The sequence below is a fragment of the Blastococcus sp. TBT05-19 genome, from assembly GCF_003319095.1.
Lineage (GTDB): Bacteria > Actinomycetota > Actinomycetes > Mycobacteriales > Geodermatophilaceae > Blastococcus.
Window position 1 is genome coordinate 281652 of sequence record NZ_QOHI01000003.1, and the last position, 25693, is coordinate 307344.

Below are 25693 nucleotides of genomic sequence, written 5' to 3' on the forward strand. Positions count from 1 at the left end.
GGCGGGCCGCCGTCGTCGTGTCAGCTGCGGAAGACGAGCGCTCCGCTGATCGCCGCGACGGCCTCGTCCCACACCGGGCGCAGCGTGGCGGCGTCGGCCTGGGTGAGCGTGGCGCCGGGCTCCCGGTCGGCGCGGCCGACCGCGCGACCCAGGGGAGCGGTGGGTGCGAGCAGCTCGTCGACGCGGGTCAGCCCCGCGTACTCGGCCAGGTCGCGCACCCCCTCGACCGGCTGCGCGAGCGCCTGGTGGGTGACCAGGCCGGGTGCGCCGTCGGCCACCTCGCCCAGGACCTCGGACAGCTCGGTGAGGTCGTAGCGGTCCTGGTCGGCCGGCAGCGGCATCGTGTCGGTGTCGGCCACCTCGGGCCACGACGCGATCTCGCTGAGGTCGTGGCGCTCGTTGCCGGCGCAGAAGCGGGCCAGGTCGGCCGGGGTGTCGAAGACGAAGATCTCGCCGTCGCGGCCCAGGAACCGGGCGACGTCGTCGACGTAGCAGCGCAGGGTGACCCCGGCGCCGTCGGGCACGACGACCTCCACCGGCAGGATGCCCACGGCCTCCCAGAACTCCGCGGCGGCGGCGACCGCGGCGGGGGAGGCGGTGACCTTGCTGCCGCGGGCGATCGTGCTCACCCCGGCGCTGGACGCCGCGGTCGCGCCGGCCGGCTCGGCCCCGGCGTCCTCGTCGGAGGCGTCCTCGTCCTCCAGCGGCTCCTCGGGGGCCTCCGAGGCCGACGGGTAGTCCTCGGGCGACACGGTGCCGCCGCCGGTCCAGTCGAAGTGCTCCGAGAGCTCCTCGACGACGTCCTCCCACAGGTCGTCCAGGATGCTCCCCACCCCGAGCCACGCGTCCTCGCCGGAGCGCCCGACGAAGGCCTCCACGCCGAGGCCCAGCGAGCCGATCTCCGGCTTGGCGACGAGCTCGGCGACGGCCTCGAACTCGGTCTCGTCCTCGCCCAGGTCGTCGTCGTCCTCGTCGTCGGTGGTGTCGAGGCACTCGGCCAGCCGGCCCACGACGTCGACGGTGGCGGCGAGCTCCTCGACGGCCCAGCGGTCGGGGCTCTCCGCGGCGATGTCGTAGACGCCGTCGAGGTCGAAGCGGTGGTCCTCGTCGGGCGTCAGGTCAGCGGCGCGCAGACCGGAGACGACCGGCCACACCGGGTGGTCGGCGAGGTCGTGGTCGGTGCGCGCGCGGCAGAACGCGGCCAGCGCGGCCGGCGAGGGGAAGAGGTGGACGACGGCCCGCGAGATGGGGCTGTCGGGGTCGTCGTCGTTGATGTCCGCGCGCACCTCGACGGTCGTGCCGAGGAACGCCTGCCACTCCTCGCCGTCCTCCTCCCACGGAGGAGCCCACAGGGTGTACCCCGTGCGGTCGTCGAGGGTGAGGGCGATCGGGACGATGCTCGGCCTGGCCACCCGCCCATCCTGCCCTGTCGGCCCGGCGGCGCATCCCCGGGGCAGAACCGTCACCGGCCCGTTCCCGAGCGGGAACGGGCCGGCAGCCGGGCGTCAGAGGTTGATCATGTGCCCGGCGAGGCCGTGGATGGCCTCCTGCAGCCCCTCGCTGAGCGTGGGGTGCGCGTGCACGTTGCGTGCCAGCTCGGTGGCCGTGAGGTCCCACTTCTGCGCCAGGGTGAGCTCGGGCAGCAGCTCGGTGACCTCGGGGCCGACCAGGTGGCCGCCGAGCAGCTCGCCGTAGGTGTCGTCGGCGATCAGCTTCACGAAGCCGGTCGGCTCGGCGAGGCCGTGCGCCTTGCCGTTGGCGGTGAAGGGGAAGGACGAGACCTTGACCTTCCAGCCCTTCTCGTCGGCGAGCTCCCGGGCCTGCTTCTCGGTGTAGCCGAAGCTGGCCACCTGGGGGGAGCAGAAGGTGGCCCGCGGCATCATCACGTAGTCCAGCTCCATCGTCTCCGCACCCGCGAGGGTCTCGGCGGCGACGACGCCCTGGGCCTCGGCGACGTGGGCCAGCATGAGCTTGGCCGTGACGTCGCCGATCGCGTAGACGTGCGGGACGTTGGTGCGCATCCGGTCGTCGACGGCGATCGCGCCGCGGTCGGTGAGCTCGACGCCGAGCTTCTCCAGGCCGTAGCCCTCGGTCCGCGGGACGAAGCCGATCGCCTGCATCACCTTGTCGGCGGTCAGCTCGCGGGTGCCCTTGGCGTCGGAGACCGTGACGGTGACCTGGTCGCCGGAGTCGTCGATCTTCTCCACCTTGGTCGAGGTGAGGACGTCGACGCCGAGCTTGCGGTAGGCCTTGGCCAGCTCCTTGGAGACGGCCTCGTCCTCCAGCGGCAGGACGCGGTCGGCGAACTCGACGATGGTGACCTGGACGCCGAAGTTGCGGAGCACGAAGGCGAACTCGACGCCGATCGCGCCGGCGCCGGCGATGATGATGCTCTTCGGCAGCTCGCGGGTGAGGATCTGCTCCTCGTAGGTGACCACGCGCTCGGAGAGCTCGGTCCCGGGCAGCAGCCGGGTCTTCGCGCCCGGGGCCAGGATCACGGCGTCGAAGGTGACGGTCTCCTCGCCACCGCCGTTCAGCGCCACCTGCAGCGTGTGCTGGTCGGTGAAGGTGCCCCACCCGTCGAACTCGGTGACCTTGTTCTTCTTCATCAGGAAGTGCACGCCCTTGACCCGGCCGTCGGCGACCGAGCGGCTGCGGTCGAAGGCGGCGCCGAAGTCGAAGGAGACGTCACCGGAGATGCCGAAGGTCTTGGCCTCGTCGCGCACGAGGTGGGCGAGCTCGGCGTTGCGCAGCAGGGCCTTGCTGGGGATGCAGCCCACGTTGAGGCAGACACCGCCCCAGTACGTGGACTCCACAACGGCCACGCTCTTGCCGAGCTGGGCGGCGCGGATGGCGGCGACGTACCCACCGGGGCCGGCACCGAGGACGACGACGTCGAAATGAGGCACGGAGAGAGGGTAGTGCGACCGCGGCCGGTGACCTTTGAGAGGTCACCGGCCGCGGCAAGGCGATGGAACGGCCTCAGATGCCCATCGGGTGCCAGACCGTCTTCGTCTCGAGGAACGGTGTCATGCGGGTGAGGCCCGGGTCGGCGGTCCAGTCCGGCTCGGTCGCCGGCGGGCGGACGACGCGCTTGATGGTGCCGGCGGCCTCCCGCTCGAACTCCATCGCCCGGCTCGCGGGGGCGCCGGTGAGGTCGATGCCGTCGACGTCGGCGTGCTCGGCCAGCCAGGGGCCGAGCTCCTCGGCGGAGCCGGTGAGCAGGTTGACCACACCGCCGGGGACGTCGCTGGTCGCGAGCACCTCGCCGAGGGTGACGGCCGGGAGCGGCCGCTCCTTGGAGGTGACGACGACGGCGGTGTTGCCGGTGGCCAGGACCGGGGCGAGCACGCTGACCAGGCCCAGCAGCGACGACTGCTGCGGCGCGAGGACCGCCACCACGCCGGTGGGCTCCGGCGTCGAGAAGTCGAAGTACGGGCCGGCGACCGGGTTCGACCCGCCGAGGACGGCGGCGAGCTTGTCGGTCCAGCCGGCGTACCAGACCCAGCGGTCGATGGCGGCGTCCACTGCGGCCCGCGCCTTCGACGTCGACAGGCCCTCGGCGGCGGCGACCTCCTCGCAGAACTGGACGTGCCGGCCCTCCATCACCTCCGCGACGCGGTAGAGCACCTGGCCGCGGTTGTAGGCGGTGGCGCCGGACCACGTCGCGAAGGCGCCGCGGGCCGCGACGACGGCGTCGCGGGCGTCCTTGCGGCTGGCCCACGCCGTGTTGGCGAGGAAGTGGCCCTTGGCGTCGGTGACCTCGTAGGTGCGGCCGCTCTCCGAGCGCGGGAAGGCGCCGTTCACGTACAGCTTGTAGGTCTTGCGGACGGCGAGACGGTCGTTGCCGATCACTGGTCAGCACCCTTCAGGTAAGCGGCGAGCCCGTGCCGACCGCCCTCGCGGCCGTAGCCGGACTGCTTGTAGCCGCCGAAGGGCGACGTCGGGTCGAACTTGTTGAACGTGTTGGCCCACACCACGCCGGCGCGCAGCTGGTTCGCGATCTGCAGGATCCGCGAGCCCTTCTCGCTCCAGATGCCGGCCGACAGCCCGTAGGTCGAGTTGTTGGCCTTGGCCACCGCCTCGTCGGGCGTGCGGAAGGTGAGCACCGAGAGCACCGGGCCGAACACCTCGTCGCGGGCGATCCGGTGCGCGGGGGAGACGTCGGTGAAGACCGTCGGCGGGAACCAGAAGCCCCGGTCGGGCAGCTCGCAGGCGGGCTGCCAGCGGTTCGCGCCCTCGGCCTCGCCGATGTCGGAGAGCTCCCGGATGCGGGCGAGCTGCTCGGCGGAGTTGATCGCGCCGATGTCGGTGTTCTTGTCCAGCGGGTCGCCGACGCGCAGGGTGCCGATGCGGCGCTGCAGGCTGGCGATGACCTCGTCGTGGATCGACTCCTGCACGAGCAGCCGGGAGCCGGCGCAGCAGACGTGGCCCTGGTTGAAGAAGATGCCCTGGACGATGCCCTCGACGGCCTGGTCGATCGGGGCGTCGTCGAAGACGATGTTCGCCGCCTTGCCGCCGAGCTCCAGCGTCAGCTTCTTGCTGGTGCCGGCCACCGCGCGGGCGATCGACCGGCCGACCTCGGTGGAACCGGTGAAGGCCACCTTGTCGACGTCGCCGTGCTCGACGACCGCGCGACCGGTGTCACCGGCGCCGGTCACGATGTTGACCACGCCGGCCGGCAGGTCGGCCTGGCGGCAGATCTCGGCGAACAGCAGCGCGCTCAGCGGGGTGGTCTCGGCCGGCTTGAGGACGACGGTGTTGCCGGCGGCCAGCGCCGGGGCGACCTTCCACGCCAGCATGAGCAGCGGGAAGTTCCAGGGGATGACCTGGCCCGCCACGCCCAGCGGCCGCGGCTGCGTGCCGAGCCCGACGTGGTCGAGCTTGTCGGCCCAGCCGGCGTAGTAGAAGAAGTGCGCCGCGGCGAGGGGCACGTCGACGTCCCGGGACTCCCGGATCGGCTTGCCGTTGTCCAGCGACTCCAGGACGGCGAACTCCCGGGCCCGCTCCTGCAGCAGCCGCGCGATGCGGAACAGGTACTTGCCGCGGTCGGCGGGGCGCATCGGGCCCCAGGTCTTCTCGAAGGCGCGGCGGGCGGCGCGGACGGCGCGGTCGACGTCGGCGTCGCTGGCGGAGGAGACCTCGGTGAGCACCTCCTCGGTGGCCGGGTTGACCGTCTTGAAGGACTCGCCGGTGCCGTCGACGAACTCGCCGTCGATGAACAGGCCGTAGGAGGGGGCGATGTCGACGATCGACCGCGACTCGGGGGCGGGGGCGTACTCGAATACGGACATCTCGTTCAGTCCACCGTGACGTAGTCGGGGCCGGAGTAGTGGCCGGTGCGCAGCTTCTGCCGCTGCAGGAGGAGGTCGTTGAGGAGGCTGGAGGCGCCGAAGCGGAACCAGTCGGGGTCCAGCCAGTCCGGGCCGACGGTCTCGTTGATCATCACGAGGTGCTTGACGGCGTCCTTCGTCGTCTTGATGCCGCCGGCGGGCTTGAAGCCGATCTGGCGGCCGGTGGCGATGCGGAAGTCGCGCACGGCCTCGAGCATGACCAGGCCGACCGGCAGCGTGGCGGCCGGGTTGACCTTGCCGGTCGAGGTCTTGATGAAGTCGCCCCCGGCGAGCATGGCGATCCAGCTGGCGCGGCGGACGTTGTCGAGCGTCTTCAGCTCGCCGGTCTCCAGAATGACCTTGAGGTGGGCTGGGTCCTTCCCGGGGCGCGCACAGGCTTCCCTGACCGCGACGATCTCCTCGTAGACCTCGAGGTAGCGGCCGGTCAGGAAGGCGCCCCGGTCGATGACCATGTCGATCTCGTCGGCACCGTTCTCCACGGCGTCGCGGACGTCGGCGATCTTCACCGCGCGGCTGGCGCGACCGCTGGGGAAGGCGGTGGCGACGGCGGCGACGTGGATGCCGGTGCCGGCCAGGGCGTCGCGGGCCACGCCGGCGAGGTCGCCGTAGACGCAGACGGCGGCGACCTTCGGGGTGGTCGGGTCGCCCGGGTCGGGCTGCTTGGCCTTCGCGGCGAGGCTGCGCACCTTGCCGGGGGTGTCGGCGCCCTCGAGCGTGGTCAGGTCGACCATCGAGATGGCCATGTCGATCGCCCACGCCTTCGACGTGGTCTTGATCGAGCGGGTGCCGAGCTGGGCGGCGCGCGCCTCGGCGCCGACCTGGTCGACACCTGGCAGGCCGTGCAGGAAGGCGCGGAAGGCCGAGTCCGAGCGGGTCACGTCGTCGTACGGCGGCAGCGGCGCGTGCACCGCGGGGGTCGCCCCGGGCAGCGCGTCGGGGTCGAGCACGTGGGTCATGCCGGCCATTCTCCACTGACGGCGACCGCTTCCCGACCACCGCTCACCCGCCGTGGGGGCATCGCCCCCGCGGGGTGCCGGGCGATGTCCCCCAGGCGCGCATTCGCGGGCCGGAGATGCGCGCCTCCGGGACCTCGCTCCCGGCCGACACCGCGGCTCAGGCGGCGACGGCGGCGAGCTGCGCCCGGAGCGTCCCGAGGTTGAGCCGCATCTGCGGTCGCATGTCCCGGTGCTGCGGCAGGAGCAGGCCGTAGACGGCGCGCATGGGGCGCAGCGGCAGCTGCGTGATGACGTAGGAGTGCCGCACCCGGGTTCCACCGGGAACCGGCTCCAGGTCGTAGCGCCAGGTGGTGGAGTCGCGGCGGGTGAGGTCCAGTCGCTCCGGCAGCGTGCGGAAGGCGAAGACCCGCCCCGGCTCAGCGGCGACGACCTCGCAGCGCCTCGACCACCGGGCCGCCCGGCCCGCCCGGTTGCTGCCGCGGAAGACCGCGCCCACCGTGCCGGCCGGTGCGCCCGGCAGCCAGGTGGCGGTGTGGCACTCCGGGCTGCGCTCGCCGATCCGCGTCACGTCGGCGACCACGGCGTAGACGGCGTCCGGACCGGCCGGCACGACGAGCTCGACCGAGCCCGACGTGCGCCACGGGCGCGCGGTCACGGGGTGGCCGTGCCGAACAGGCGCGTGGCATACCGCGCGTAGACCCGCGGCGCGAGGAACGGCAGCAGCAGGCGAGGCAGGAGCGGGGCGTGCGCCAGCATCCCCCGGATGACCTCCGGGTCCGCCCGGTACATCACCATCCCGAACACCAGGGGCAGCTGCGACTTCGGCAGCCCGCCGATGCCCGCCTCGCCCAGCCGAGCCCACTCCGCCGGTGTCATGTGCACGGCCGCCAGCGGCAGGATGTGCTCCTCCTCGGCGGCCAGGTGCTCGGTGATCCGCCCGGTGAGCGCCTCGAACGCCGTGGCCAGCGCCTCGCGCTCGTCCGGGCCGCCGGTGCTGCGCCAGGCGGCGAGGGCGGCGCTCACCGCCCCCTGCTGCTCCGCGATGCCCTCGTGCTGGGCCTCCATCCGCTCCACGGTCGCTGCCACCTCCGCCGGCAGGCGGGGCTGCAGCACCGGCCAGAGCAGCCGGTCCTCGCCGGTGTGGTGGTGGTGGACCAGGTCGCCCAGGAGCTGGAGGTGGTCGGCGACGACGGCGGCGCGGGCGGTGTCGCCGTCGGCCACCCCGCGGACCAGCCCCGGCGCCTCGCCGAACTGTCGCCGGATGGAGGCGTGCACGACCAGCATGTCGCGGGTGTCGGTGGGGGTCGGGGTGGTGGTCATGTCAGGTTCCTGACGTCGGGAGGGTGGACCGGGGGAGGAGCAGTGCGCGGAGCTGCGCGGTGACGGCCTCGGCCATCAGGTCGATCGACCAGCCGAGCGTCGTGAGAGCGGTGTGCGCGGCCCGCGGGGTGACCACGAGCCAGACGGCGTCGGTCGCGGTCTCGACGCTCCAGCCGTGCGCCAGCGGGCCGCGCTCGGCCACGGCGACGACGAGGCGCCGGAGGTCCAGCCTGCGGTGCTGCTCGGCGGCGGCCCAGAGCTCGGCGGTGGCGGTGTCGGAGGCCGCGGCGTCCTCGAAGGCGACCAGCAGGCCACCTGCCCGCGCGCCCACCACGGCGAACGCGCGGACGTAGCCCTCGACGACGTCGGCGGCGTCCGGGTGAGCCAGGGCGGCCGCGAAGTCCGCCCGGTCGGTGAGCGGCACGTCGTCCTCGTCGCCGCCGAGGGCGCGGTCGACGCAGGCCAGGAGAAGGGCTGACTTGCCGCCCTGCGCGTAGACCGTCTCGACCGACGTCCTGGCCTCGCCTGCGATCGCCTTCATCGTCGTGCGCAGGTAGCCGTCGCGGACGAACAGGGTGGCCGCGGCGTCCAGCACGGCGCCGCGCGTGGCCTGGGCCCGCGCGCGCCGCAGCGGGGACTCGTAGGCGCGTCCGGGAGTGACCGCCTCCACCGCGTCGCTTTTGGTCACAGGCGGACTGTGGCGAAATCGGCGGAGTGTGTCAACGGGTTCGCGCGCGCCATCTCATCGCGAGGTCGGCGCGTTCGATGTCGAGCGGTCCGCGGGCGCTGTGGACAAGTCTCCGACCTGGGGATTCGTGCTGCAGGCGCAAGTGGATTCGGCTAATATTCGTACATGTGTTCGACTGGTCCAGCGACTCTGGAGGCGGCTCTCGACGAGTTGTCGTCCGAGCGGCTGGACGGTCTGTTCGGACCGGCGCTCATCGAGCGGGAGGCGCAGCTGATCGTCGCGGCGAACCGGCTCGCAGCCGAGCTGGCCAGGACGACGCGGCAGTGTGAGCTCGCCGGAGCGGCAGACGTCGACGGAAAGGCGTCGATGGCCGCCTGGCTGCGCGGGCACGCCCGGTTCTCCGCGTCCGCCGCCTCGGCACTGGTCCGCAACGGCCGGGCGCTGGAGCAGTTGCCGGTACTGGCCGCAGCGTTCGCGGCCGGTGCGGTGTCTGCCGAGGCCGTGGCCGCGATCGCGCCGGTGGTGGCACCGGCGAACGTGGCCGCCGCCGAGGCCTCGGGTGTGGACCTGGCCCAGATCGACGAGCTGCTCACCGAGGTCGCCGCCGGTGCCTTCCACGCCGATCTGCGCAAGGCGGTCGCGCACTACCTGGAACGGCTGGACCCCGACGGACCCGAGCCCGACCCGACCGAGCAGCGGTCGTTCACCCTGGTGAAGCACGCCGACGGCAGCGTGTCCGGCCGGTTCGAGCTCGACGCCGTGGGTGGGGAGAAGGCCCAGGCGGCGATCGAGTCGATCGTGCAGGCCAACCGGCCCGCCGGTGACACCCGCACGAGAGCCCAGCAGCAGGGCGACGCGTTCGTGCAGCTCTGCGACAACCAGCTCGCCGCCGGCACCCTCCCGACCCTGCGCACGGTCAAGCCGCACGTCGTGGTGACCATCCCGCTCGAGGACCTCGTCGGCTCCGACACGAGCCCGGCCACCGCCGACCTCGGGTTCGGAGCCACCATCTCCGCCGCCCGCGCCCGCTGGCTGGCCTGCGACGGCAACGTCACCCGCATCGTCATCGGCCCCGAAGGCCAGCCCCTCGACCTCGGCCGCAGCCACCGCGTCGTCCCGCACCCCCTGCGCCGCGTCATCGAGCACCGCGACCACCACTGCGTCTTCGCCGGCTGCGACGCACCGTCGTACTGGTGCGACGTCCACCACCTGATCCACTGGGCGCACGGCGGGGAGACCGAACCCGGCAACCTCGCCTTGTTGTGCGAACGGCACCACACCAAGGTGCACCACGGCTTCCGGATCGAACGATCACCCGACGGCCGATGGCACACCTACCGGCCCGACGACACCGAGATCCTGCTGCTCCCCGCGATCTCCGCGGACATGGCGCGAGCCCGCACGGGCTGAGGTCCGCGTCTCAGGCGTACGGGTGGCCGGTGCGGACAGGGCGCCCGGCAGGCGCGCGGTGGCCGATACCGTGTCGCCCGTGCAGCTGACCGTCGTCGACCACCCGTTGGCCCGTGCCCGCCTCTCCCGCATGCGGGACGAGCGCACGGACAACGCCATGTTCCGGGCCGCCCTGCGCGAGCTCACGCAGATGCTGGTCTACGAGGCCACCCGCGACCTCACCATCGCCGAGGAGCAGATCACCACCCCGGTGACGACGACGACCGGCTACCGGCTGGCCGCTCCGCCGCTGATCGTGCCGGTGCTGCGGGCGGGCCTCGGCATGGCCGACACCGCGCACGGGATGCTGCCGGAGTCGCAGATGGGCTTCGTGGGCCTGGCCCGCAACGAGGAGACCTTCGAGCCGGAGGCCTACATGGCCTCGCTGCCCGAGACGCTGGTCGGCCGCGACGTCTTCGTGCTCGACCCGATGCTCGCCACCGGCGGCTCGCTGGTGCACTGCTGCGAGCTGCTCGTCGCCCGCGGGACGACGTCGATCACCGTGCTGTGCGCCCTCGCCGCGCCGGAGGGCATCCGGCGGCTGGAGGAGAGCGGGCTGCCGCTGCGGGTGTTCACCGCCAGCCTCGAGGAGGGCCTGAACGACAAGGCCTACATCGTCCCGGGCCTCGGCGACGCCGGCGACCGCCAGTTCGGCTCGGTCTGACCGTGCGCTTCGGGGTGCTCGGCACCGGCCACTGGGCGCGGGCCGTGCACGCGACCGCGCTGGCCGAGCACCCGTCGGCCGAGCTGGTGGGGGTTTGGGGCCGGGACCTCGCGAAGGCCAAGGCGCTGGGTGCGGAGTTCGAGGTCCCCGGCTACGGCGATGTCGACGCGCTGCTGGCCGAGGTGGACGCCGTCGCCATCGCGCTGCCGCCGGACGTGCAGGCGCCGCTCGCGGTGCGCGCCGCCGAGGCCGGGAAGCACCTGCTGCTGGAGAAGCCGATCGCCCTCGACGTCGCCGGCGCCGACCGCGTGGTGGACGCCGTCAGGGCCGCCGGCGTCGCCTCCGTCGTCTTCTTCACCTTCCGGTTCCGGACGGCGACCTCCACCTGGCTGACCCAGGCCGGCCGCACCCGGCTGGCCGGGGGCTCGGGCTCCTGGCTGTCGTCGCTGGCCGGGACGCCGTTCGCCTCCTCGCCCTGGCGGCAGGAGCACGGGGCGCTGTGGGACATCGGCCCGCACGCGCTCTCGCTGCTCGTGCCGGCCCTGGGCCCCGTCGTCTCGGTCCAGGCCGGCGCCGGTCTCCGCGACACGGTGCACCTGGTGCTGACCCACGAGTCGAATTCCGCGTCCACGGTCACGCTGTCGCACACGGTCGCCCCGATGTCGACGGGCATCGAGTTCTCCGTGCACGGCGACGCCGGCCGGTTGGTCCTGCTGCCCGAGGTCGACGAACCGGTCGCCGCGTTCCGGGTCGCCGTCGACGAGCTGACCGCGGCCGCCGTGACCGGTGGGACGCACCCCTGCGACGTCGGCTTCGGCCGGGACGTGGTCGCCGTGCTGGAGGCGGCCACGCGCGCGCTGGCCTCCGGCTGCCGGGAGCCCGTCGGGGACTGACCCGTCAGCGGTCGCGCTCGTGCCGGAGCAGGACGACGCCGTTGCCGAACTGCCGCACCTCGGCCAGCCGGAGACCGGTCGGCGCCTCCCCGTCGGCGAACAGCCGCCGCCCCCGGCCGAGCAGCACCGGGTTGACGAACAATCGGTACTCGTCGATCAGGTCGTGCCGCCGGAACGTCTCGACCAGGTCGGCGCCGCCGATCGTCATGTCGCCGCCGGGCTGCCGCTGCAGCGACCGGATCTCCTCCGGATCGACCTCGCGGTGCACCTCGGTGGCCCACTCGACCTGCTCGAGCGTCCGGGAGAAGACGATCCGCGGGATCCGCCGGTAGATGCCGACGAACTCCCGCCTCGGTCCGCTGCTCGGCAGGTCCTCGTCGGCGCCGGCCCAGAAGCCGGCCATGTTCTGGTGCGTGACCCGGCCGAAGAGGAACGCGCTCGTCGTCGCCAGGTACTCGTCGATGCACGCGATCATCTCGTCGTCCACCCGGTGCCAGCCGAGGTCGTGGTCCGGCCCCTCGAAGAACCCGTCGAGGGACACCGCCAGGTGGACGACGATCTTGCGCACCGGTTCCTCCGCTCGTGGACGTCCCGGGTACGACCGCCCGGGCGGGCAGAACTGATCGGCGTCAGAGCCCGAGCGCCGCCGACATCTCCGCACGCAGCTGGTCCAGCTCGTCGGCACCGCGTCCGCGGGCGGCGATCAGGCCGGCGTCGTCGTGCACCGGCACCACCGTCTCCAGGTACGCCTTGAGCTTCGGCTCGGTGCCCGAGGGCCGCACGATCACGCGCACGCCGTCCCCGAGCAGCCGGACCGCATCGATGGACGGCGTCCCGACCGCCAGGTCGGTGAACTCCACCGGCCGTCCCAGCAGCATCGCCGGCGGCGCCGAGCGCACCCGCGCCATCGCGTCCGAGATCAGCGTGAGGTCCTCGACCCGCACCGACAGCTGCCCGGTCACGAACAGCCCGTGCTCGTTCGCCAGCTCGTCCAGCCGGTCGAGCACGGTGCGCCCGTCGGCCTTGAGCTCCGCGGCGAGCAGCGCGACGGCCAGCGCCGCGGAGATGCCGTCCTTGTCCTTCACGACCGAGGGCGCCACCGAGTAGCCCAGCGCCTCCTCGTAGCCGTAGACCAGCGGTGCCTGCTCCGAGCCCGCCCGCATGATCCACTTGAAGCCGGTCGGCGTCTCCTCCGACGCCACCCCGTGCGCCTCGGCCATCGCGTGCATCAGCGAGCCGCTGACCAGCGAGGACGCGTACGTGCCACGCACCCCGCGCCGGATCAGCCAGTCGGCCAGCAGCGCGCCGACCTCGTCGCCGGTCAGCTGCCGGCCACCGGCGACCACCGAGCAGCGGTCGGCGTCGGGGTCCTCGGCGATCGCGACGTCGGCGCCCACCCGGTCGGCCAGCGCCAGCAGCAGGTCGACCGCGCCAGGCTCCTCCGGGTTCGGGAAGGAGACGGTCGGGAACGCCGGGTCGGGGGAGTCCTGCTCGGGCACGCTGGCCGGCTCGCGCAGACCGGCGGCGGCGAACACCGCGCGCGTCGTGCCGGCACCCACGCCGTGCATCGCCGTGTAGGCCACGGTCAGCGCGTCGCGCGCTCCGGCCGGTACGCGGGAGGGGTCGACCGCGCGCACGACGGCGTCGACGTAGCCGGTCTCGATGTCCTCGCCGAGGGTGGCCCAGTCGCCGGACAGCGGCACCTCGCGCGCCGGGCCGACCGCCCCGATCGCCGCCTCGATCTCCCGGTCGGCCGGCGGCACGAGCTGGGCGCCGTCACCGAGGTAGACCTTGTAGCCGTTGTCGTCGGGCGGGTTGTGGCTGGCGGTCACCATCACGCCGGCCACGCAGCCCAGGTGCCGCACCGCGAAGGCGAGCACCGGGGTGGGCAGCGGGCGGGGCATCACCCGCACGGCGAACCCGGCCGCGGCGAGCACCTCGGCCGAGATCCGGGCGAACTCGTCGGACCGGCGGCGGGCGTCGAAGCCGATGACGACGGTCCCGCCGGCGTGGCCGGAGGCGGTCAGCCAGGCGCCGAGCCCGGCGGCCGCCCGGGTGACGACGGCGGCGTTCATCCCGGCCGGTCCGGCGCGCAGCGGCCCGCGCAGCCCCGCCGTCCCGAAGGTGAGCGGACCGGAGAACCGGCGGGCCAGCTCCTCGGTGTCGCCGGCCTCGACCAGCGCGAGGACCTCGGCCCGGTCGCCCTCGTGCGGGTCCGCCGCGGCCCAGGCGCGGGCGGTGTCGAGCAGGTCGTGCGTCATGCCGGGAAGTTCTCCGCGTCGAAGTCGGCGGTCGTGTACTCCCCGCCCACCCGGAGGTGGACCGGGTCGGAGAGGTCGGGCTCGCCGTGCGCCTCGACCAGCGCTTCGGCGTACACCTCGGCGTCGTCGGCCGGCTCGTAGCCGAGCTCGCGGGCCGCGGTCAGGTCCCACCAGCGGCGGGTGTTGTCCGAGACGCCCCACACCACGCGGAAACCCGGTGCCGGCGCGCTGAGCGCCGCGTGCACGAGCGAGACCGTGTCGGCGGGGGAGAGCCAGGTGGAGAGCTGGCGGGTGGTGGTCGGCTCGGCGAACGCGCTGCCGATCCGCAGGCAGACGACGTCGAGGCCGTAGCGGTCGACGTACAGCGAGCCCAGCGCCTCCATGGCGACCTTCGAGACGCCGTAGTAGGTGTCCGGCCGCTGCGGCGCGTCCTCCTCGCGCAGCAGACCGCCGTCGGCGGGGCGCTCGGTGTACCCGGTGGCGTGGTTGCTGCTGGCCAGCACGACCCGGGGCACGCCGGCCAGCCGGGCGGCCTCCAGCGCGGCGAACGTGGACTGGATGTTGGTGTCCCGGATCGCCGGCCAGGTGGACTCACCGGAGATGCCGGCCATGTGCACGACGGCGGACGCACCCTGCGCGGCGTCGGTCATCGCGGCGAGGTCGGTCGCGTCGGCCACGAGCTGCTCCTCGCCGGGCCGCACGTCGGGGATCGGGACGACGTCGAGGGAGCGCAGCGCCCAACCGCGCTCGGGCAGCCCGCCGCGCAGCACGGTGCCGATGCGCCCCGCAGCACCGGTCAGCAGGACGGGACCGCTCACGGCAGGCGGCCGATCAGCTCGACCAGGAACTCGCCGAGCCGCCCCGCAGCGGCCTTGCCCGCGGCGAGCACCTCTGCGTGGTCCAGCTTCTCGCCGGTGATGCCCGCGGCCGCGTTGGTGACCATCGACAGGCCCAGGATCTCCATGCCTGCCGCCCGCGCGGCGATCGCCTCGAGCGCGGTGGACATGCCGACCAGGTCCGCACCCAGGGTGCGCAGCATGCGGATCTCGGCCGGGGTCTCGTAGTGCGGGCCGGGCAGCTGGGCGTAGACGCCCTCGACCAGCGAGGGGTCGAGCTCCAGCGCCAGCGCCCGCAGGCGTGCGGAGTACAGGTCGGTCAGGTCGACGAAGTTCGCGCCGACCAGCGGCGAGCGCGCCGTCAGGTTCAGGTGGTCGGAGATGACCACGGCCTGGCCCACCCGGTGCTCGGGGGCGAGCCCGCCGGCGGCGTTGGTGAGAATCACGGTCCCGACCCCGGCCGCGGCCGCGGTGCGGACGCCGTGGACGACGGGGTCGATGCCGCGGCCCTCGTAGAAGTGGGTGCGGCCCAGGAAGAGCAGCACCTTCCGCTCGCCGACGCGCACCGAGCGCACCTCGCCGCCGTGCCCGACGGCCGTGGGGGCGGCGAACCCGGGCAGGTCACCGATCGCGACGGAGGCCTCGCCGGCGCCGAAAGCGTCGGCCGCGGGCGCCCATCCGGAGCCCATGACGATCGCGACGTCGTGCGGTCCGCCGAGCGCGCCGGTCAGGGCCTGCGCGGCCTGCTCGGCCAGGGCGGTGGGGTCGGTAGCTGGGAGCTCGCTCACGCACGGACGCTAGCGCAGCCCCCGTGGTGACGTGCTGGAGCGGCCTGCCTGCAGGGGCCCGGATCGAGCGAAGCGAGGTACGGGGGGCAGGCAGGTCCTTCTAGACTCCGGCAGGTGGAGATCCCCTTCCGTAGCTCGGAGCGCGCCAGCCTCGGTGTGGAGTGGGAGCTGCAGCTCGTCGACCGGGAGACCCGGGAGCTCGCGTCCGGCGCCGTCGAGATCCTCGAGGAGATCCGGCCCGACGGCGCCGAGGAGCACCCCAAGGCCAAGCACGAGCTGCTGCAGTCGACCGTCGAGATCATCACCGGCATCTGCGGCACCGTCGCCGAGGCCAAGGCCGACCTCGCCGGCACCCTCGCCGAGGTCGTCGCCTCCGCCGACCGGCACGGCCGCGGCGTGCTGTGCGCCGGCAGCCACCCCTTCACCCGGTGGGACTCGCAGGAGATCTCGCCCAAGGAGCGCTACTACCAGCTGGTCGAGCGGATGCAGTGGCCGGCCCGGCGGCTGCAGATCTTCGGGGTGCACGTGCACGTCGGCGTCCGGTCGCCGGAGAAGGTCATGCCGATCGTCAACGCGCTGACCTTCTACCTGCCGCACTTCCTCGCGCTGTCGGCGTCCTCCCCGTTCTGGTCCGGCTGCGACACCGGGCTCGCCTCGTCGCGCACCAAGGTCTTCGAGGCCATGCCGACCGGTGGGCTGCCGCACCAGCTCGCCGACTGGGCCGAGTTCGAGGAGTACATGGAGACCCTCATCCGGGCCCGGGCGATCGAGAGCGTCCGCGAGGTGTGGTGGGACGTGCGCCCGCACCCGGACTTCGGCACCGTCGAGCTGCGCGTGTGCGACGGCCTGCCCACGCTCGACGAGATCGGCGCGGTCGCCGCGCTGACCCAGTGCCTGGTCGAGCAGTTCGACACCCAGCTCGACCGCGGCTACACCCTGCCCACCCCGACCGAGTGGGTAGTGCGGGAGAACAAGTGGCGCGCGGTCCGCTACGGCCTGGACGCCGAGATCGTCGTCGACGACGACGGCACCGTGCAGCCGGTGCGCGAGGCGATCACCGACCTGGTCGAGGAGCTCGTGCCCACGGCCAAGCGGCTGCAGTGCGAGGCCGAGCTCCGCGACGTCCTGCGCATCCTCGAGGTCGGTGCCTCCTACCAGCGCCAGCGCGCCGTCGCGGCGGAGCACGGCGGGGACCTCGCCCCGGTCGTGGACAGCCTGCTGGCCGAGCTGCGCGACGGGCTGCCGTCGGCGGGCGGGCCGACCGGATGACCCCCGTCGTCGAGAAGCTGTCGGCGCAGGTCGACGAGTGGGCCGGCGCCCACCGCCAGGAGCTGGTGTCGGTCCGCCGGCACCTGCACGCCCACCCCGAGCTGGCCTTCGCCGAGTTCGAGACGACGGCCTTCCTGGAGCAGCGGCTGCGCAGCGCCGGGCTGAAACCGCGCCGGCTGCCGACCGGCACCGGGCTGGTCTGCGAGGTCGGCTCCGGCGACGGGCCGACGGTGGTGCTGCGGGCCGACATCGACGCGCTGCCGCTGAACGACCTCAAGGACGTGCCGTACGCCTCGACCCGCGACGGCCTGTGCCACGCCTGCGGGCACGACGTGCACACCACCGTCGTCCTGGGGGTGGCGCTCGCGCTCGCCGGCCTGGACGGCCTGCCGGGGCGGGTGCGGATCGTCTTCCAGCCGGCGGAGGAGACGGTGCCCGGCGGCGCCACCGAGGTGGTCGCCTCCGGCGTCCTCGACGGCGCCTCCCGCGCCTTCGCGGTGCACTGCGACCCGGCGGTCCCGGTCGGCAAGGTCGGCCTGCGGACGGGGGCGATCACCGCCGCCTGCGACCGCATGGACGTCACCCTCACCGGGCCCGGCGGGCACACCGCCCGGCCGCAGATGACCGTCGACCTCGTCGACGCCCTCGGCCGGCTGATCACCGACCTCCCCGGCCTGCTCTCCCGGCAGGTCGACCCGCGCTCCGGGATGAGCCTGGTCTGGGGCGCGGTCAACGCGGGTGTGGCCGCCAACGCCATCCCGCAGCGCGGCACCCTGCGCGGCACCGTCCGGGTGCTCGACCGCGACGCCTGGAAGGGCGCCGAGGAGCTGCTGACCTCGCTGGTCGAGCGGGTCGCGGCCACCACCGGGGCCGAGGTCGGCGTCGACTACATCCGCGGCGTGCCCCCGGTGGTCAACGACCCGCGTTGCGTGGCCCTGCTGCGCTCGGCCGCGATCGGCTCCGTCGGTGCGGAGAACCTCGTGCTGTCGCAGCAGAGCATGGGCGGGGAGGACTTCGGCTGGTTCGCCGACCTCATGCCGATCGCGCTGGCCCGGCTGGGCACCCACGGCGGCGGAGCGCCGCTCGACCTGCACCGGGGCACCTTCGACGTCGACGAGCGCGCGATCGGGGTGGGCGTCCGGCTGCTGGCCCGCACCGCGCTGCTGGCGCTGGAGGCCGACGCCGACACCTCTCCTCCCGGGTCCCCGGCACCCCCTCGAACGCGGCGCCCGGCGCCCGGAGACACTTCTGCCCGACGCACCGTCGACGAGAGGCGGGAACCGAAGGATGAGCACGACCGACCAGACGAGCGGTCAGGGACCAGCGGCGGCTGACGCCGAGGTGCCGGCCGAGCACGCGGTCCCCGAGGACCTGGCGCTCGCCGGCGAGTTCGACGCGGTCACCCGCGACCAGTGGCGCGACCTGGTCGCCGGTGTGCTGCGCAAGGCCGGCCGCGAGGACCTCCCCGACGCCGTCGAGGACGCGCTGCGCCGTCCGGTGGCCTCGGGCGTGACCGTGGCCCCGCTCTACACCGCCGAGGACGCCGGGGACCTGCTCACCGCGGTCGGCGTCCCCGGGCTGCCGCCCTTCGTGCGCGGCTCCCGCCCGGGCGGTGGCCCGGCCGGGTCGGCCGAGGTGACCGCGGCCGGGGGTGCCGACGGCGGCGCCTCCGGCGGGTGGGACGTGCGGCAGCGGCACGCGCACCCCGACGTCGCCGTGACCAAGGAGGCCATCGCGGCGGACCTGGAGAACGGCGTCACCTCGCTGTGGCTGGTGCTCGGCGAGGGGGCGATCCCGGCCGACTCCCTCGGCGAGGTCCTGTCCGACGTCTTCCTCGACCTGGCGCCAGTGAGCGTCTCGGGCGGTGTGCCGGCTGCCGAGGCGTTCCTGTCCCTGGTGGAGGGCCGCACCGACCTGGCCCCCGGCGGATCGCTCGGCCTCGACCCGCTGGGCGTCGAGGCGGCGTCGGGGGAGCGGCAGGACCTCTCCGGGCTGGCCGACATCGCCCGCCGCGCCGCCGCGCACCCCGGCCTGCGCACCGTGGTCGTCGACGGCACCGTCTTCGCCGACGCCGGGGCGTCCGTGGTCGAGGAGCTCGGCTGCTCGCTCGCCGCGGGCGTCGCCTACCTCCGCGCGCTCACCGATGCCGGCCTGTCGGTCGACGAGGCTGCCGCGCAGCTGGAGTTCCGCTTCTCGGCCACCGCCGACCAGTTCACGACGATCGCCGCGCTGCGCGCCGCCCGCCGGCTCTGGGACCGGGTCGGCGAGGTCGCCGGGGTGTCGCCCGACGCCCGCGGCCAGCGCCAGCACGCCGTCACCTCCTCGGTGATGACGACGAAGCGCGACCCGTGGGTCAACATGCTGCGCACGACGGTGGCCTGCTTCGGCGCGGGCGTGGGCGGGGCGGACGCCGTGACGGTGCAGCCGTTCGACGCCGCGCTCGGCCTGCCCGACTCCTTCTCCCGCCGAATCGCGCGGAACACGCAGAACCTGCTGGTGGAGGAGGGGCACCTCGGCCGCGTGCTCGACCCGGCCGGCGGCTCGTGGTACGTCGAGTCGCTCAGCGACGACCTGGCCCGCGCCGCCTGGGCCTGGTTCACCGAGATCGAGCGGGTCGGCGGGCTGTCGGCCGCGCTGACCTCCGGCCTGGTCCGCGACCGCATCGCGACCGCCTGGGACGCCCGTGCGAAGCGCCTGGCCACCCGCGCCGAGGCGATCACCGGCGTCAGCGAGTTCCCGAACCTGCAGGAGAAGCTGCCCGAGCGGCAGCCCGCGGCGGACCTGGACCCCACCGGCGGCCTGCCCCGGGTGCGGGCGGCGCAGGAGTTCGAGGCGCTGCGCGACGCCGCCGACGCCGCCGAGCAGTCGACGGGGTCCCGGCCCGCGGTCTACCTGGCCGCCCTCGGCCCGATCGCGAGGCACACCGCGCGGGCGAGCTTCGCCGGGAACCTCTTCCAGGCCGGCGGGCTCGCGACGCCGTCGGACGACGGGGTCACCGGTCTGGCGGACGCCGGCACGACCGTCGCCTGCATCTGCGGCACCGACAAGGACTACGCCGAGTCGGCCGCGGCTCTGGCGAAGGAGCTCAAGGAGGCCGGCGCCACGCAGGTGTGGCTGGCCGGCAAGCCCGATCTGGCCGTCGACGGCGTCGACGGGTACGTGTACGCCGGCTGCGACGCCCTCGCGGCCCTGCGCACGGTGCACGAGCAGCTGGAGGTCCAGGCATGAGCGCGATCCCCGACTTCGGCGACGTCGAGCTGGGCACCCCGTCGGCAAGCACCTCGGCCGACGACTGGGTCAAGGCGTTCGAGGAGACGACCGGTCGCGGCGTGGAGGAGGCTGCCTGGGAGACCCCGGAGGGCATCACCGTCCCGCCGCTCTACACGCACGAGCACCTCGCGGACCTGGACTTCCTCGAGACGCTGCCGGGGCTGCCGCCGTTCCTGCGCGGGCCCTACCCGACGATGTACACGACGCAGCCGTGGACCGTCCGCCAGTACGCGGGCTTCTCCACCGCCGCCGAGTCCAACGCGTTCTACCGGCGCAACCTCGCTGCCGGCCAGAAGGGCCTGTCGATCGCCTTCGACCTGCCCACCCACCGCGGCTACGACTCCGACCACCCGCGCGTGGTCGGCGACGTCGGCATGGCCGGTGTCGCGATCGACTCGATCCTGGACATGCGGCAGCTCTTCGACGGCATCCCGCTGGACAAGATGTCGGTCTCGATGACCATGAACGGCGCCGTGCTGCCGGTGCTCGCGCTCTACATCGTCGCGGCCGAGGAGCAGGGGGTGGAGCCGGAGAAGCTGACCGGCACCATCCAGAACGACATCCTCAAAGAGTTCATGGTGCGGAACACCTACATCTACCCGCCCAAGCCCTCGATGCAGATCATCAGCGACATCTTCAGCTTCACCTCGCAGAAGATGCCCAAGTTCAACTCCATCTCGATCTCCGGGTACCACATCCAGGAGGCCGGGGCGACGGCCGACCTGGAGCTGGCGTACACGCTGGCCGACGGCGTCGAGTACCTGAAGGCCGGCCAGGCCGCCGGTATGGACGTCGACGCGTTCGCCCCGCGGCTGAGCTTCTTCTGGGCCATCGGCATGAACTTCTTCATGGAGGTCGCCAAGCTCCGGGCCGGGCGCCTGCTGTGGGCGAAGCTCGTGAAGGAGGCGGGCGCGAAGAACCCGAAGTCGCTGTCGCTGCGCACCCACTCGCAGACCTCGGGCTGGTCGCTGACGGCGCAGGACGTCTACAACAACGTCGTCCGCACCTGCCTGGAGGCGATGGCCGCGACCCAGGGGCACACCCAGTCGCTGCACACCAACGCCCTCGACGAGGCGCTGGCACTGCCCACGGACTTCTCGGCGCGGATCGCCCGCAACACCCAGCTGATGCTGCAGCAGGAGTCGGGCACCACCCGCGTCGTCGACCCGTGGGGCGGCTCGGCCTACGTCGAGAAGCTCACCTACGACCTGGCCCGCCGCGCCTGGGCGCACATCCAGGAGGTCGCCGAGCACGGCGGCATGGCGCAGGCGATCGACGACGGCATCCCGAAGCTGCGCATCGAGGAGGCCGCGGCCCGCACGCAGGCCCGCATCGACTCCGGCCGGCAGCCGGTCATCGGCGTGAACAAGTACCGGGTCGACGCCGACGAGGCCATCGAGGTCCTCAAGGTCGACAACGCCGACGTGCTCGCGCAGCAGAAGGCGAAGCTGGAGCAGCTGCGGTCCGAGCGCGACGGTCGCGCGGTCGAGGAGTCGCTCGCCCGGCTCACCGACGCCGCCCGGTCCGCCGCCGAGGGCCGCCGGGGCAACGACCTCGACTCCAACCTGCTGAAGCTCGCCGTCGACGCGGCGCGCGCCAAGGCCACGGTCGGGGAGATCTCCGACGCGCTGGAGGCGGTCTACGGCCGGCACGCCGGCCAGGTCCGCACCATCTCCGGCGTCTACCGCGACGAGGCAGGAGAGTCCGGGCCGATGGAGGAGACGCGCCGCCTGGCCGAGGAGTTCGCCGAGGCCGAGGGCCGCCGGCCGCGCATCCTGGTGGCCAAGATGGGCCAGGACGGGCACGACCGCGGGCAGAAGGTCATCGCCACGGCGTTCGCCGACCTCGGCTTCGACGTCGACGTGGGCCCGCTGTTCCAGACGCCGGACGAGGTCGCGCGGCAGGCGGTGGAGGCCGACGTGCACGTCGTCGGCGTCTCGTCGCTGGCCGCGGGGCACCTCACGCTGGTGCCGGCGCTGCGCGATGCCCTGGCCGAGCTGGGGGCCGACGACGTGCTGATCGTCGTCGGCGGCGTCATCCCGCCCGACGACGTGCCGACGCTGAAGGAGATGGGTGCGGCGGCGGTCTTCCCGCCCGGCACCGTCATCGCCGAGGCGGCGCAGGAGCTGCTGGCGACCCTGTCGCAGCGCCTCGGTCACTGATGGCTCCGCTGGAGGTCCCCGCGCTCGTCGAGGGGGTGCTCGCCGGGGACCGCCGGGTGGTGGCGCGCGCCATCACGCTGGTGGAGTCCCGGCGGGCCGACCACCGCGAGCGGGCGCAGGAGCTGCTGGTCGAGCTGCTGCCGCACGCCGGGGGAGCGCGCCGGATCGGCATCAGCGGCGTGCCCGGCGTCGGCAAGTCCACCTTCATCGACCAGCTGGGCGTGGACCTGACGGCGGCGGGCTCCAGGGTGGCGGTGCTCGCCGTCGACCCGTCGTCGGCGCGCTCGGGTGGCTCGATCCTCGGTGACAAGACCCGCATGGCCCGGCTGGCCGTCGACGAGAACGCCTTCATCCGGCCCTCACCGACGTCGGGCACGCTCGGCGGGGTCGCGCAGGCCACCCGCGAGTCGATGGTCGTCGTGGAGGCGGCCGGCTACGACGTGGTGCTGGTGGAGACCGTCGGCGTCGGGCAGTCGGAGATCACCGTCGCCGAGATGGTCGACTCGTTCCTCTTCCTGACCATCGCCCGCACCGGCGACCAGCTGCAGGGCATCAAGCGCGGCATCCTCGAGATCGCCGACGTCATCGCCGTCAACAAGGCCGACGGCCCGGCCGCCGCCGACGCGCGCAAGGCCGCGCGCGAGCTCTCCTCGGCCATCCGCATGCTGCGTGGGCGCGGTGAGCCCTGGGACGTGCCGGTGCTGACCTGCGCCGGGCTGACCGGCGAGGGGATGGACGAGGTCTGGGCCAAGCTGGTCGAGCACCAGGAGCGGGCGAAGCTCGACGGCAGCTTCGACGAGCGACGGCGCAGCCAGCAGGTGCGCTGGACCTGGCAGCTGGTCCGCGACGGGCTGGAGCACTCGCTGCGCGCGCACCCGGGTGTGCGGTCCGCGGTGCCGGACCTGGAGAAGCAGGTCCTGGCCGGGGAGCTCACGCCGGCACTCGCCGCCCAGGAGATCCTCACGACGTTCCTCGCCGTTCCGGACGCCGGGCCCGCCGCCCGGGGCTGATCAGCGCAGGGCGGTGTACGCCCAGGTGAAGCGGTCGTCGGTGGGGCTGTTGCGGTCCCGCTCGCGCAGGAACACCCCGACGCACACCACGGCGTAGGCGTCCGCCGTCACGCCCAGCGTCGTGTCGACCGCGACCTTCCCGGTCTGGTCCGGCCCGCTCTCGTTCCACAGCAGGACGCTGAACCTGTCGTCCAGAGCGTCGTCCATCCGGTGGGACCCCCGGCACACGGCGGACAGGACCACCGGATCCACGTCGGCGGGGAAGCCGAGCACCTGCACCAGCATGGTCTCGGTGCTGCGTTGACTGGTGGCGCCCGCGACGACGGCGACCGTCGCGACGTCGCCCTCTGTCGTCACTCCCAGCGACACCTGCGGGATCTCCCGTGCCGTCTGGCTCCAGGCACCGAAGCCCACCACCGCGAGCAGGGCCACGCCCAGCAGCACGGTGCCCACGAGCGGAGCGCGGCGGAGGGGGACGAGCAGCACGAACACCGAGACCACGGCGACGCCGACGATCACCGCGGTGATCACCGGGTGGTTGCGCACGAGGCGGGGGAGGAGGTCGCCGGCGACGCCGACGGCCGCGAGCACGGCCACGATGGCGGCTGCGCCCAGGGCGGGGTTCTTCACCCACTCCGACCAATGCGGATCGGCCATCGTCGCCCCCCGTCCCCGTGCGCGACGGTAGCGAGCCCGGACCCCGGCGGGAAGCTGCTCGGGCGCGGGTCAGAACGCCGAGCGGCAGGGGCGGGCGCGCAGCTCGCGGACGTAGTCGTCGGGGGCGCCGGCGGCCTCGGCGCCGTCGGCGATCGATCCCAGGTGCCGCGCCGAGGGCAGGCCGCCCTCGAAGGCGTCCAGCACGTAGACGTAGGCGACGACGTCGCCGGCCAGGGTGTGCACCCGCAGGTGCACGCGGCGGTAGAGCCCGTGGTCGGCGCCCTCCCAGGCGTCCAGCGCCCGCTCGTCGGCCTCGGTGAGGTCGTAGAGCGCCGCGAAGACCTCGTCGGTCCCCCCGGCCGGGACCAGAGTCGCCAGCGCGCCCTCCCAGCCCAGCTCCTCGCCACCGAAGGTCAGCCGCCAGCCGTGGATCCACCCGGTCCCGGTGTGCGGCGAGGACGGGCACCGGCGCAGCATCTGCGCCGGGTCCATGTTCGACCCGTAGGCGGCGTAGAGGGCCATGGGAGGCGAGACTAACCAGCGCCGGGGCGTGCCGGGGCAGGGCGGTTCCGCGGCGGCGCCCCCGCACCGGGGACAATGGATCCCGACACACGGCTCGGCGACGAAAGATGGACCCCATGACCCGCATCGTCATCATCGGTGGTGGACCGGCCGGATACGAGGCCGCGCTGGTCGCCGCGCAGCTCGGTGCGCAGGTCACCGTCATCGAGCGCGACGGCATCGGCGGCGCCAGCGTGCTCACCGACTGCGTCCCGTCCAAGGCCCTCATCGCCGCGGCCGGCGCCATGACCTCGGTGCGCGACTCCGCCGTCCTCGGCGTGCACGGGGCCGAGTTCGCGACCGCCAGCCTCGACCTCGCGGCGGCCAACCAGCGGGTCAAGAACCTGTCGCTGGCCCAGTCGGCCGACATCCACGCCCGCCTCGAGGGCGAGGGCGTGCGCATCGTCCGCGGCCAGGCCCGGCTCGCCGACGACGTCCCCGGCCTCGCGGCGCACGAGGTGGAGATCCTCGACGACGCCGGTGCGGTCGTCGACGAGATCGCGGGCGACGTCGTCCTCATCGCCACCGGCGCCGACCCGCGCGTGCTCCCCGGCGCCGAGCCCGACCACGAGCGGATCCTGGACTGGCGGGACGTCTACGAGCTCGACCAGATGCCCGAGCACCTCGTCGTCGTCGGCTCCGGCGTCACCGGCGCCGAGTTCGCCTCCGGCTACCTCGAGGCCGGTGTGCCGGTCACCCTCGTCTCGTCCCGCGACCGGGTGCTGCCCGGCGAGGACTCCGACGCCGCCGAGGTGCTCGAGGAGGTGTTCCAGTCCCGCGGTGGCCGGCTGGAGCGCGGCCGGGCCGCCGGCGTCCGCCGGTCGGAGAAGGGCGTCGTCGTCGAGCTGACCGACGGCCGCACCGTCGAGGGGTCGCACGCGCTCATGACCGTGGGCACCGTCCCGAACACCGAGGGCCTGAACCTCGAGTCGCACGGCATCCAGGTCACCGAGGCCGGGCACGTCGTCGTCGACCGCGTCTCGCGCACCTCCGTGCCCGGCATCTACGCCGCCGGTGACGTCACCGGCGTCTTCCAGCTGGCGTCGGTCGCCGCGATGCAGGGCCGGATCGCGATGTGGCACGCCCTGGGCGAGGCCGTCGCGCCGATCAAGCTCAAGACGGTCGCCGCGAACGTCTTCACGCACCCGGAGATCGCCACCGTCGGCGTGCAGGAGAAGTCGCTGGCCGACGACGCCGACGTCGAGGTGGTGCGGCTGCCGCTGGCCACGAACGCCCGCGCCAAGATGAGCGACCTGCGCGCGGGCTTCGTGAAGCTGTTCGCCCGCCGCTCGACCGGCGTCATCGTCGGCGGCGTCGTCGTCTCCCCGGGGGCCTCGGAGCTGGTGCTGCCGATCGCCCTCGCCGTGACCAAGGGGCTCACGGTCGCCGACCTGGCGCAGACCTTCGCGATCTACCCGTCGCTGTCGGGCTCGATCACCGAGGCCGGGCGCCGGCTGATGGGCGCCGACGACCTGGCGTGAACGGGCTCCCGCTGAGGCGGGAGGGGGAGCAGCGACCCGTGTGACCCGAGTGCCGGCACGTTCGGCTCAACATC

Annotated in this window: 23 protein-coding genes; 9 read left to right on the top strand and 14 right to left on the bottom strand. The window is 73.7% G+C overall.

What is annotated here, in order from left to right:
• Positions 1 to 20 precede the first annotated feature (20 nt).
• The 8 genes from DQ244_RS10475 to DQ244_RS10505 all read right to left on the bottom strand — a co-directional run bounded on the left by DQ244_RS10475 (position 21) and on the right by DQ244_RS10505 (position 8318).
• The gene (locus DQ244_RS10475) at positions 21 to 1412 is read right to left on the bottom strand and encodes a hypothetical protein (RefSeq protein WP_113811399.1); all 1392 of its coding nucleotides are present in this window, start codon (positions 1410 to 1412) and stop codon (positions 21 to 23) included.
• Between the two features lie 93 nt (positions 1413 to 1505).
• Positions 1506 to 2909: a dihydrolipoyl dehydrogenase gene (gene lpdA, locus DQ244_RS10480; protein WP_113811400.1), complete on the bottom strand. Its 1404-nt coding sequence runs from the start codon at positions 2907 to 2909 to the stop codon at positions 1506 to 1508.
• Between the two features lie 73 nt (positions 2910 to 2982).
• Positions 2983 to 3855, bottom strand: a complete 873-nt coding sequence (locus DQ244_RS10485; RefSeq protein ID WP_233491311.1) for an aldehyde dehydrogenase family protein — start codon at positions 3853 to 3855, stop codon at positions 2983 to 2985.
• Complete coding sequence (locus DQ244_RS10490; RefSeq protein WP_113811401.1) at positions 3852 to 5294, bottom strand: aldehyde dehydrogenase family protein; 1443 nt, start codon at positions 5292 to 5294, stop codon at positions 3852 to 3854. The genes DQ244_RS10485 and DQ244_RS10490 overlap by 4 nt, the downstream gene beginning before the upstream one ends.
• 5 nt (positions 5295 to 5299) lie before the next feature.
• Positions 5300 to 6310 carry a deoxyribose-phosphate aldolase gene (deoC, locus tag DQ244_RS10495; RefSeq protein WP_113811581.1) on the bottom strand — a complete coding sequence of 337 codons (1011 nt, stop codon included), beginning with the start codon at positions 6308 to 6310 and terminating at the stop codon, positions 5300 to 5302.
• Between the two features lie 157 nt (positions 6311 to 6467).
• Entirely contained in the window at positions 6468 to 6965 is a 498-nt protein-coding gene (locus DQ244_RS19640; RefSeq protein WP_199580339.1) for an SRPBCC family protein, read from the bottom strand.
• Positions 6962 to 7630, bottom strand: a complete 669-nt coding sequence (locus DQ244_RS19645; protein WP_199580340.1) for a hemerythrin domain-containing protein — start codon at positions 7628 to 7630, stop codon at positions 6962 to 6964. Before DQ244_RS19645 ends, DQ244_RS19640 begins: the two co-directional genes overlap by 4 nt.
• A gap of 1 nt (position 7631) precedes the next feature.
• Positions 7632 to 8318, bottom strand: coding sequence for a TetR/AcrR family transcriptional regulator (locus DQ244_RS10505; protein ID WP_113811403.1), 687 nt, complete (start codon positions 8316 to 8318; stop codon positions 7632 to 7634).
• A gap of 165 nt (positions 8319 to 8483) precedes the next feature.
• Here DQ244_RS10505 and DQ244_RS10510 point away from each other — a divergent pair, with 165 nt between their 5' ends.
• From DQ244_RS10510 to DQ244_RS10520, 3 genes are all read left to right on the top strand, one after another.
• Entirely contained in the window at positions 8484 to 9728 is a 1245-nt protein-coding gene (locus DQ244_RS10510) for an HNH endonuclease signature motif containing protein (RefSeq protein WP_113811404.1), read from the top strand.
• Between the two features lie 79 nt (positions 9729 to 9807).
• A complete protein-coding gene (upp, locus tag DQ244_RS10515) occupies positions 9808 to 10431 on the top strand; it encodes a uracil phosphoribosyltransferase (protein ID WP_113811582.1) in 624 nt (207 codons plus the stop codon).
• A gap of 2 nt (positions 10432 to 10433) precedes the next feature.
• Positions 10434 to 11324: a Gfo/Idh/MocA family protein gene (locus DQ244_RS10520; protein ID WP_113811405.1), complete on the top strand. Its 891-nt coding sequence runs from the start codon at positions 10434 to 10436 to the stop codon at positions 11322 to 11324.
• A gap of 4 nt (positions 11325 to 11328) precedes the next feature.
• On the opposite strand, the gene DQ244_RS10525 is transcribed toward DQ244_RS10520, so the two are convergent.
• The 4 genes from DQ244_RS10525 to DQ244_RS10540 form a co-directional block, all read right to left on the bottom strand.
• Entirely contained in the window at positions 11329 to 11892 is a 564-nt protein-coding gene (locus DQ244_RS10525) for a dihydrofolate reductase family protein (RefSeq protein WP_113811406.1), read from the bottom strand.
• A 61-nt stretch (positions 11893 to 11953) separates the two neighbouring features.
• Positions 11954 to 13585: a phospho-sugar mutase gene (locus DQ244_RS10530; protein WP_113811407.1), complete on the bottom strand. Its 1632-nt coding sequence runs from the start codon at positions 13583 to 13585 to the stop codon at positions 11954 to 11956.
• The gene (locus DQ244_RS10535; protein WP_113811408.1) at positions 13582 to 14403 is read right to left on the bottom strand and encodes an NAD(P)-dependent oxidoreductase; all 822 of its coding nucleotides are present in this window, start codon (positions 14401 to 14403) and stop codon (positions 13582 to 13584) included. The genes DQ244_RS10530 and DQ244_RS10535 overlap by 4 nt, the downstream gene beginning before the upstream one ends.
• A complete protein-coding gene (locus DQ244_RS10540; protein ID WP_113811409.1) occupies positions 14400 to 15209 on the bottom strand; it encodes a purine-nucleoside phosphorylase in 810 nt (269 codons plus the stop codon). Before DQ244_RS10540 ends, DQ244_RS10535 begins: the two co-directional genes overlap by 4 nt.
• Before the next feature lie 114 nt (positions 15210 to 15323).
• Between DQ244_RS10540 and DQ244_RS10545 the strand changes: the two genes are divergently transcribed.
• From DQ244_RS10545 to meaB, 5 genes are read left to right on the top strand one after another with little or no spacing between them, the layout of a single operon-like run.
• The gene (locus tag DQ244_RS10545; RefSeq protein WP_113811410.1) at positions 15324 to 16478 is read left to right on the top strand and encodes a glutamate--cysteine ligase; all 1155 of its coding nucleotides are present in this window, start codon (positions 15324 to 15326) and stop codon (positions 16476 to 16478) included.
• On the top strand, positions 16475 to 17812 hold the full coding sequence (locus DQ244_RS10550; protein WP_113811411.1) for an amidohydrolase: 1338 nt from the start codon (positions 16475 to 16477) through the stop codon (positions 17810 to 17812). The genes DQ244_RS10545 and DQ244_RS10550 overlap by 4 nt, the downstream gene beginning before the upstream one ends.
• A complete protein-coding gene (locus DQ244_RS10555) occupies positions 17766 to 19706 on the top strand; it encodes a methylmalonyl-CoA mutase family protein (protein ID WP_113811412.1) in 1941 nt (646 codons plus the stop codon). The genes DQ244_RS10550 and DQ244_RS10555 overlap by 47 nt, the downstream gene beginning before the upstream one ends.
• A complete protein-coding gene (gene scpA / locus DQ244_RS10560; RefSeq protein WP_113811413.1) occupies positions 19703 to 21910 on the top strand; it encodes a methylmalonyl-CoA mutase in 2208 nt (735 codons plus the stop codon). The genes DQ244_RS10555 and scpA overlap by 4 nt, the downstream gene beginning before the upstream one ends.
• The gene (gene meaB, locus DQ244_RS10565) at positions 21910 to 22920 is read left to right on the top strand and encodes a methylmalonyl Co-A mutase-associated GTPase MeaB (RefSeq protein WP_233491312.1); all 1011 of its coding nucleotides are present in this window, start codon (positions 21910 to 21912) and stop codon (positions 22918 to 22920) included. The genes scpA and meaB overlap by 1 nt, the downstream gene beginning before the upstream one ends.
• Here the strand turns inward: meaB and DQ244_RS10570 are convergent, their stop codons facing one another.
• Positions 22921 to 23577, bottom strand: coding sequence for a hypothetical protein (locus DQ244_RS10570; RefSeq protein WP_147251499.1), 657 nt, complete (start codon positions 23575 to 23577; stop codon positions 22921 to 22923).
• 69 nt (positions 23578 to 23646) lie between these two features.
• Positions 23647 to 24099, bottom strand: a complete 453-nt coding sequence (locus DQ244_RS10575; RefSeq protein ID WP_113811415.1) for a gamma-glutamylcyclotransferase — start codon at positions 24097 to 24099, stop codon at positions 23647 to 23649.
• Positions 24100 to 24215: 116 nt separating this feature from the next.
• On the opposite strand from DQ244_RS10575, the gene DQ244_RS10580 reads away from it, so the two are divergent.
• The gene (locus DQ244_RS10580) at positions 24216 to 25619 is read left to right on the top strand and encodes an NAD(P)H-quinone dehydrogenase (RefSeq protein WP_113811416.1); all 1404 of its coding nucleotides are present in this window, start codon (positions 24216 to 24218) and stop codon (positions 25617 to 25619) included.
• The last annotated feature ends 74 nt before the right edge of the window (positions 25620 to 25693 follow it).

What these genes read in the sequence shown, in the direction of transcription:
- DQ244_RS10550 (WP_113811411.1), top strand. Translation starts at nt 16,475, where the DNA reads ATGACCCCCGTCGTCGAGAAGCTGTCGGCGCAGGTCGACGAGTGGGCC.
- DQ244_RS10570 (WP_147251499.1), bottom strand. Translation starts at nt 23,577, where the DNA reads ATGGCCGATCCGCATTGGTCGGAGTGGGTGAAGAACCCCGCCCTGGGC.
- DQ244_RS10490 (WP_113811401.1), bottom strand. Translation starts at nt 5,294, where the DNA reads ATGTCCGTATTCGAGTACGCCCCCGCCCCCGAGTCGCGGTCGATCGTC.
- DQ244_RS10580 (WP_113811416.1), top strand. Translation starts at nt 24,216, where the DNA reads ATGACCCGCATCGTCATCATCGGTGGTGGACCGGCCGGATACGAGGCC.
- DQ244_RS19645 (WP_199580340.1), bottom strand. Translation starts at nt 7,630, where the DNA reads ATGACCACCACCCCGACCCCCACCGACACCCGCGACATGCTGGTCGTG.
- scpA (WP_113811413.1), top strand. Translation starts at nt 19,703, where the DNA reads ATGAGCGCGATCCCCGACTTCGGCGACGTCGAGCTGGGCACCCCGTCG.
- DQ244_RS10510 (WP_113811404.1), top strand. Translation starts at nt 8,484, where the DNA reads ATGTGTTCGACTGGTCCAGCGACTCTGGAGGCGGCTCTCGACGAGTTG.
- DQ244_RS10575 (WP_113811415.1), bottom strand. Translation starts at nt 24,099, where the DNA reads ATGGCCCTCTACGCCGCCTACGGGTCGAACATGGACCCGGCGCAGATG.
- DQ244_RS10555 (WP_113811412.1), top strand. Translation starts at nt 17,766, where the DNA reads ATGAGCACGACCGACCAGACGAGCGGTCAGGGACCAGCGGCGGCTGAC.
- DQ244_RS10530 (WP_113811407.1), bottom strand. Translation starts at nt 13,585, where the DNA reads ATGACGCACGACCTGCTCGACACCGCCCGCGCCTGGGCCGCGGCGGAC.
- deoC (WP_113811581.1), bottom strand. Translation starts at nt 6,310, where the DNA reads ATGACCCACGTGCTCGACCCCGACGCGCTGCCCGGGGCGACCCCCGCG.
- meaB (WP_233491312.1), top strand. Translation starts at nt 21,910, where the DNA reads ATGGCTCCGCTGGAGGTCCCCGCGCTCGTCGAGGGGGTGCTCGCCGGG.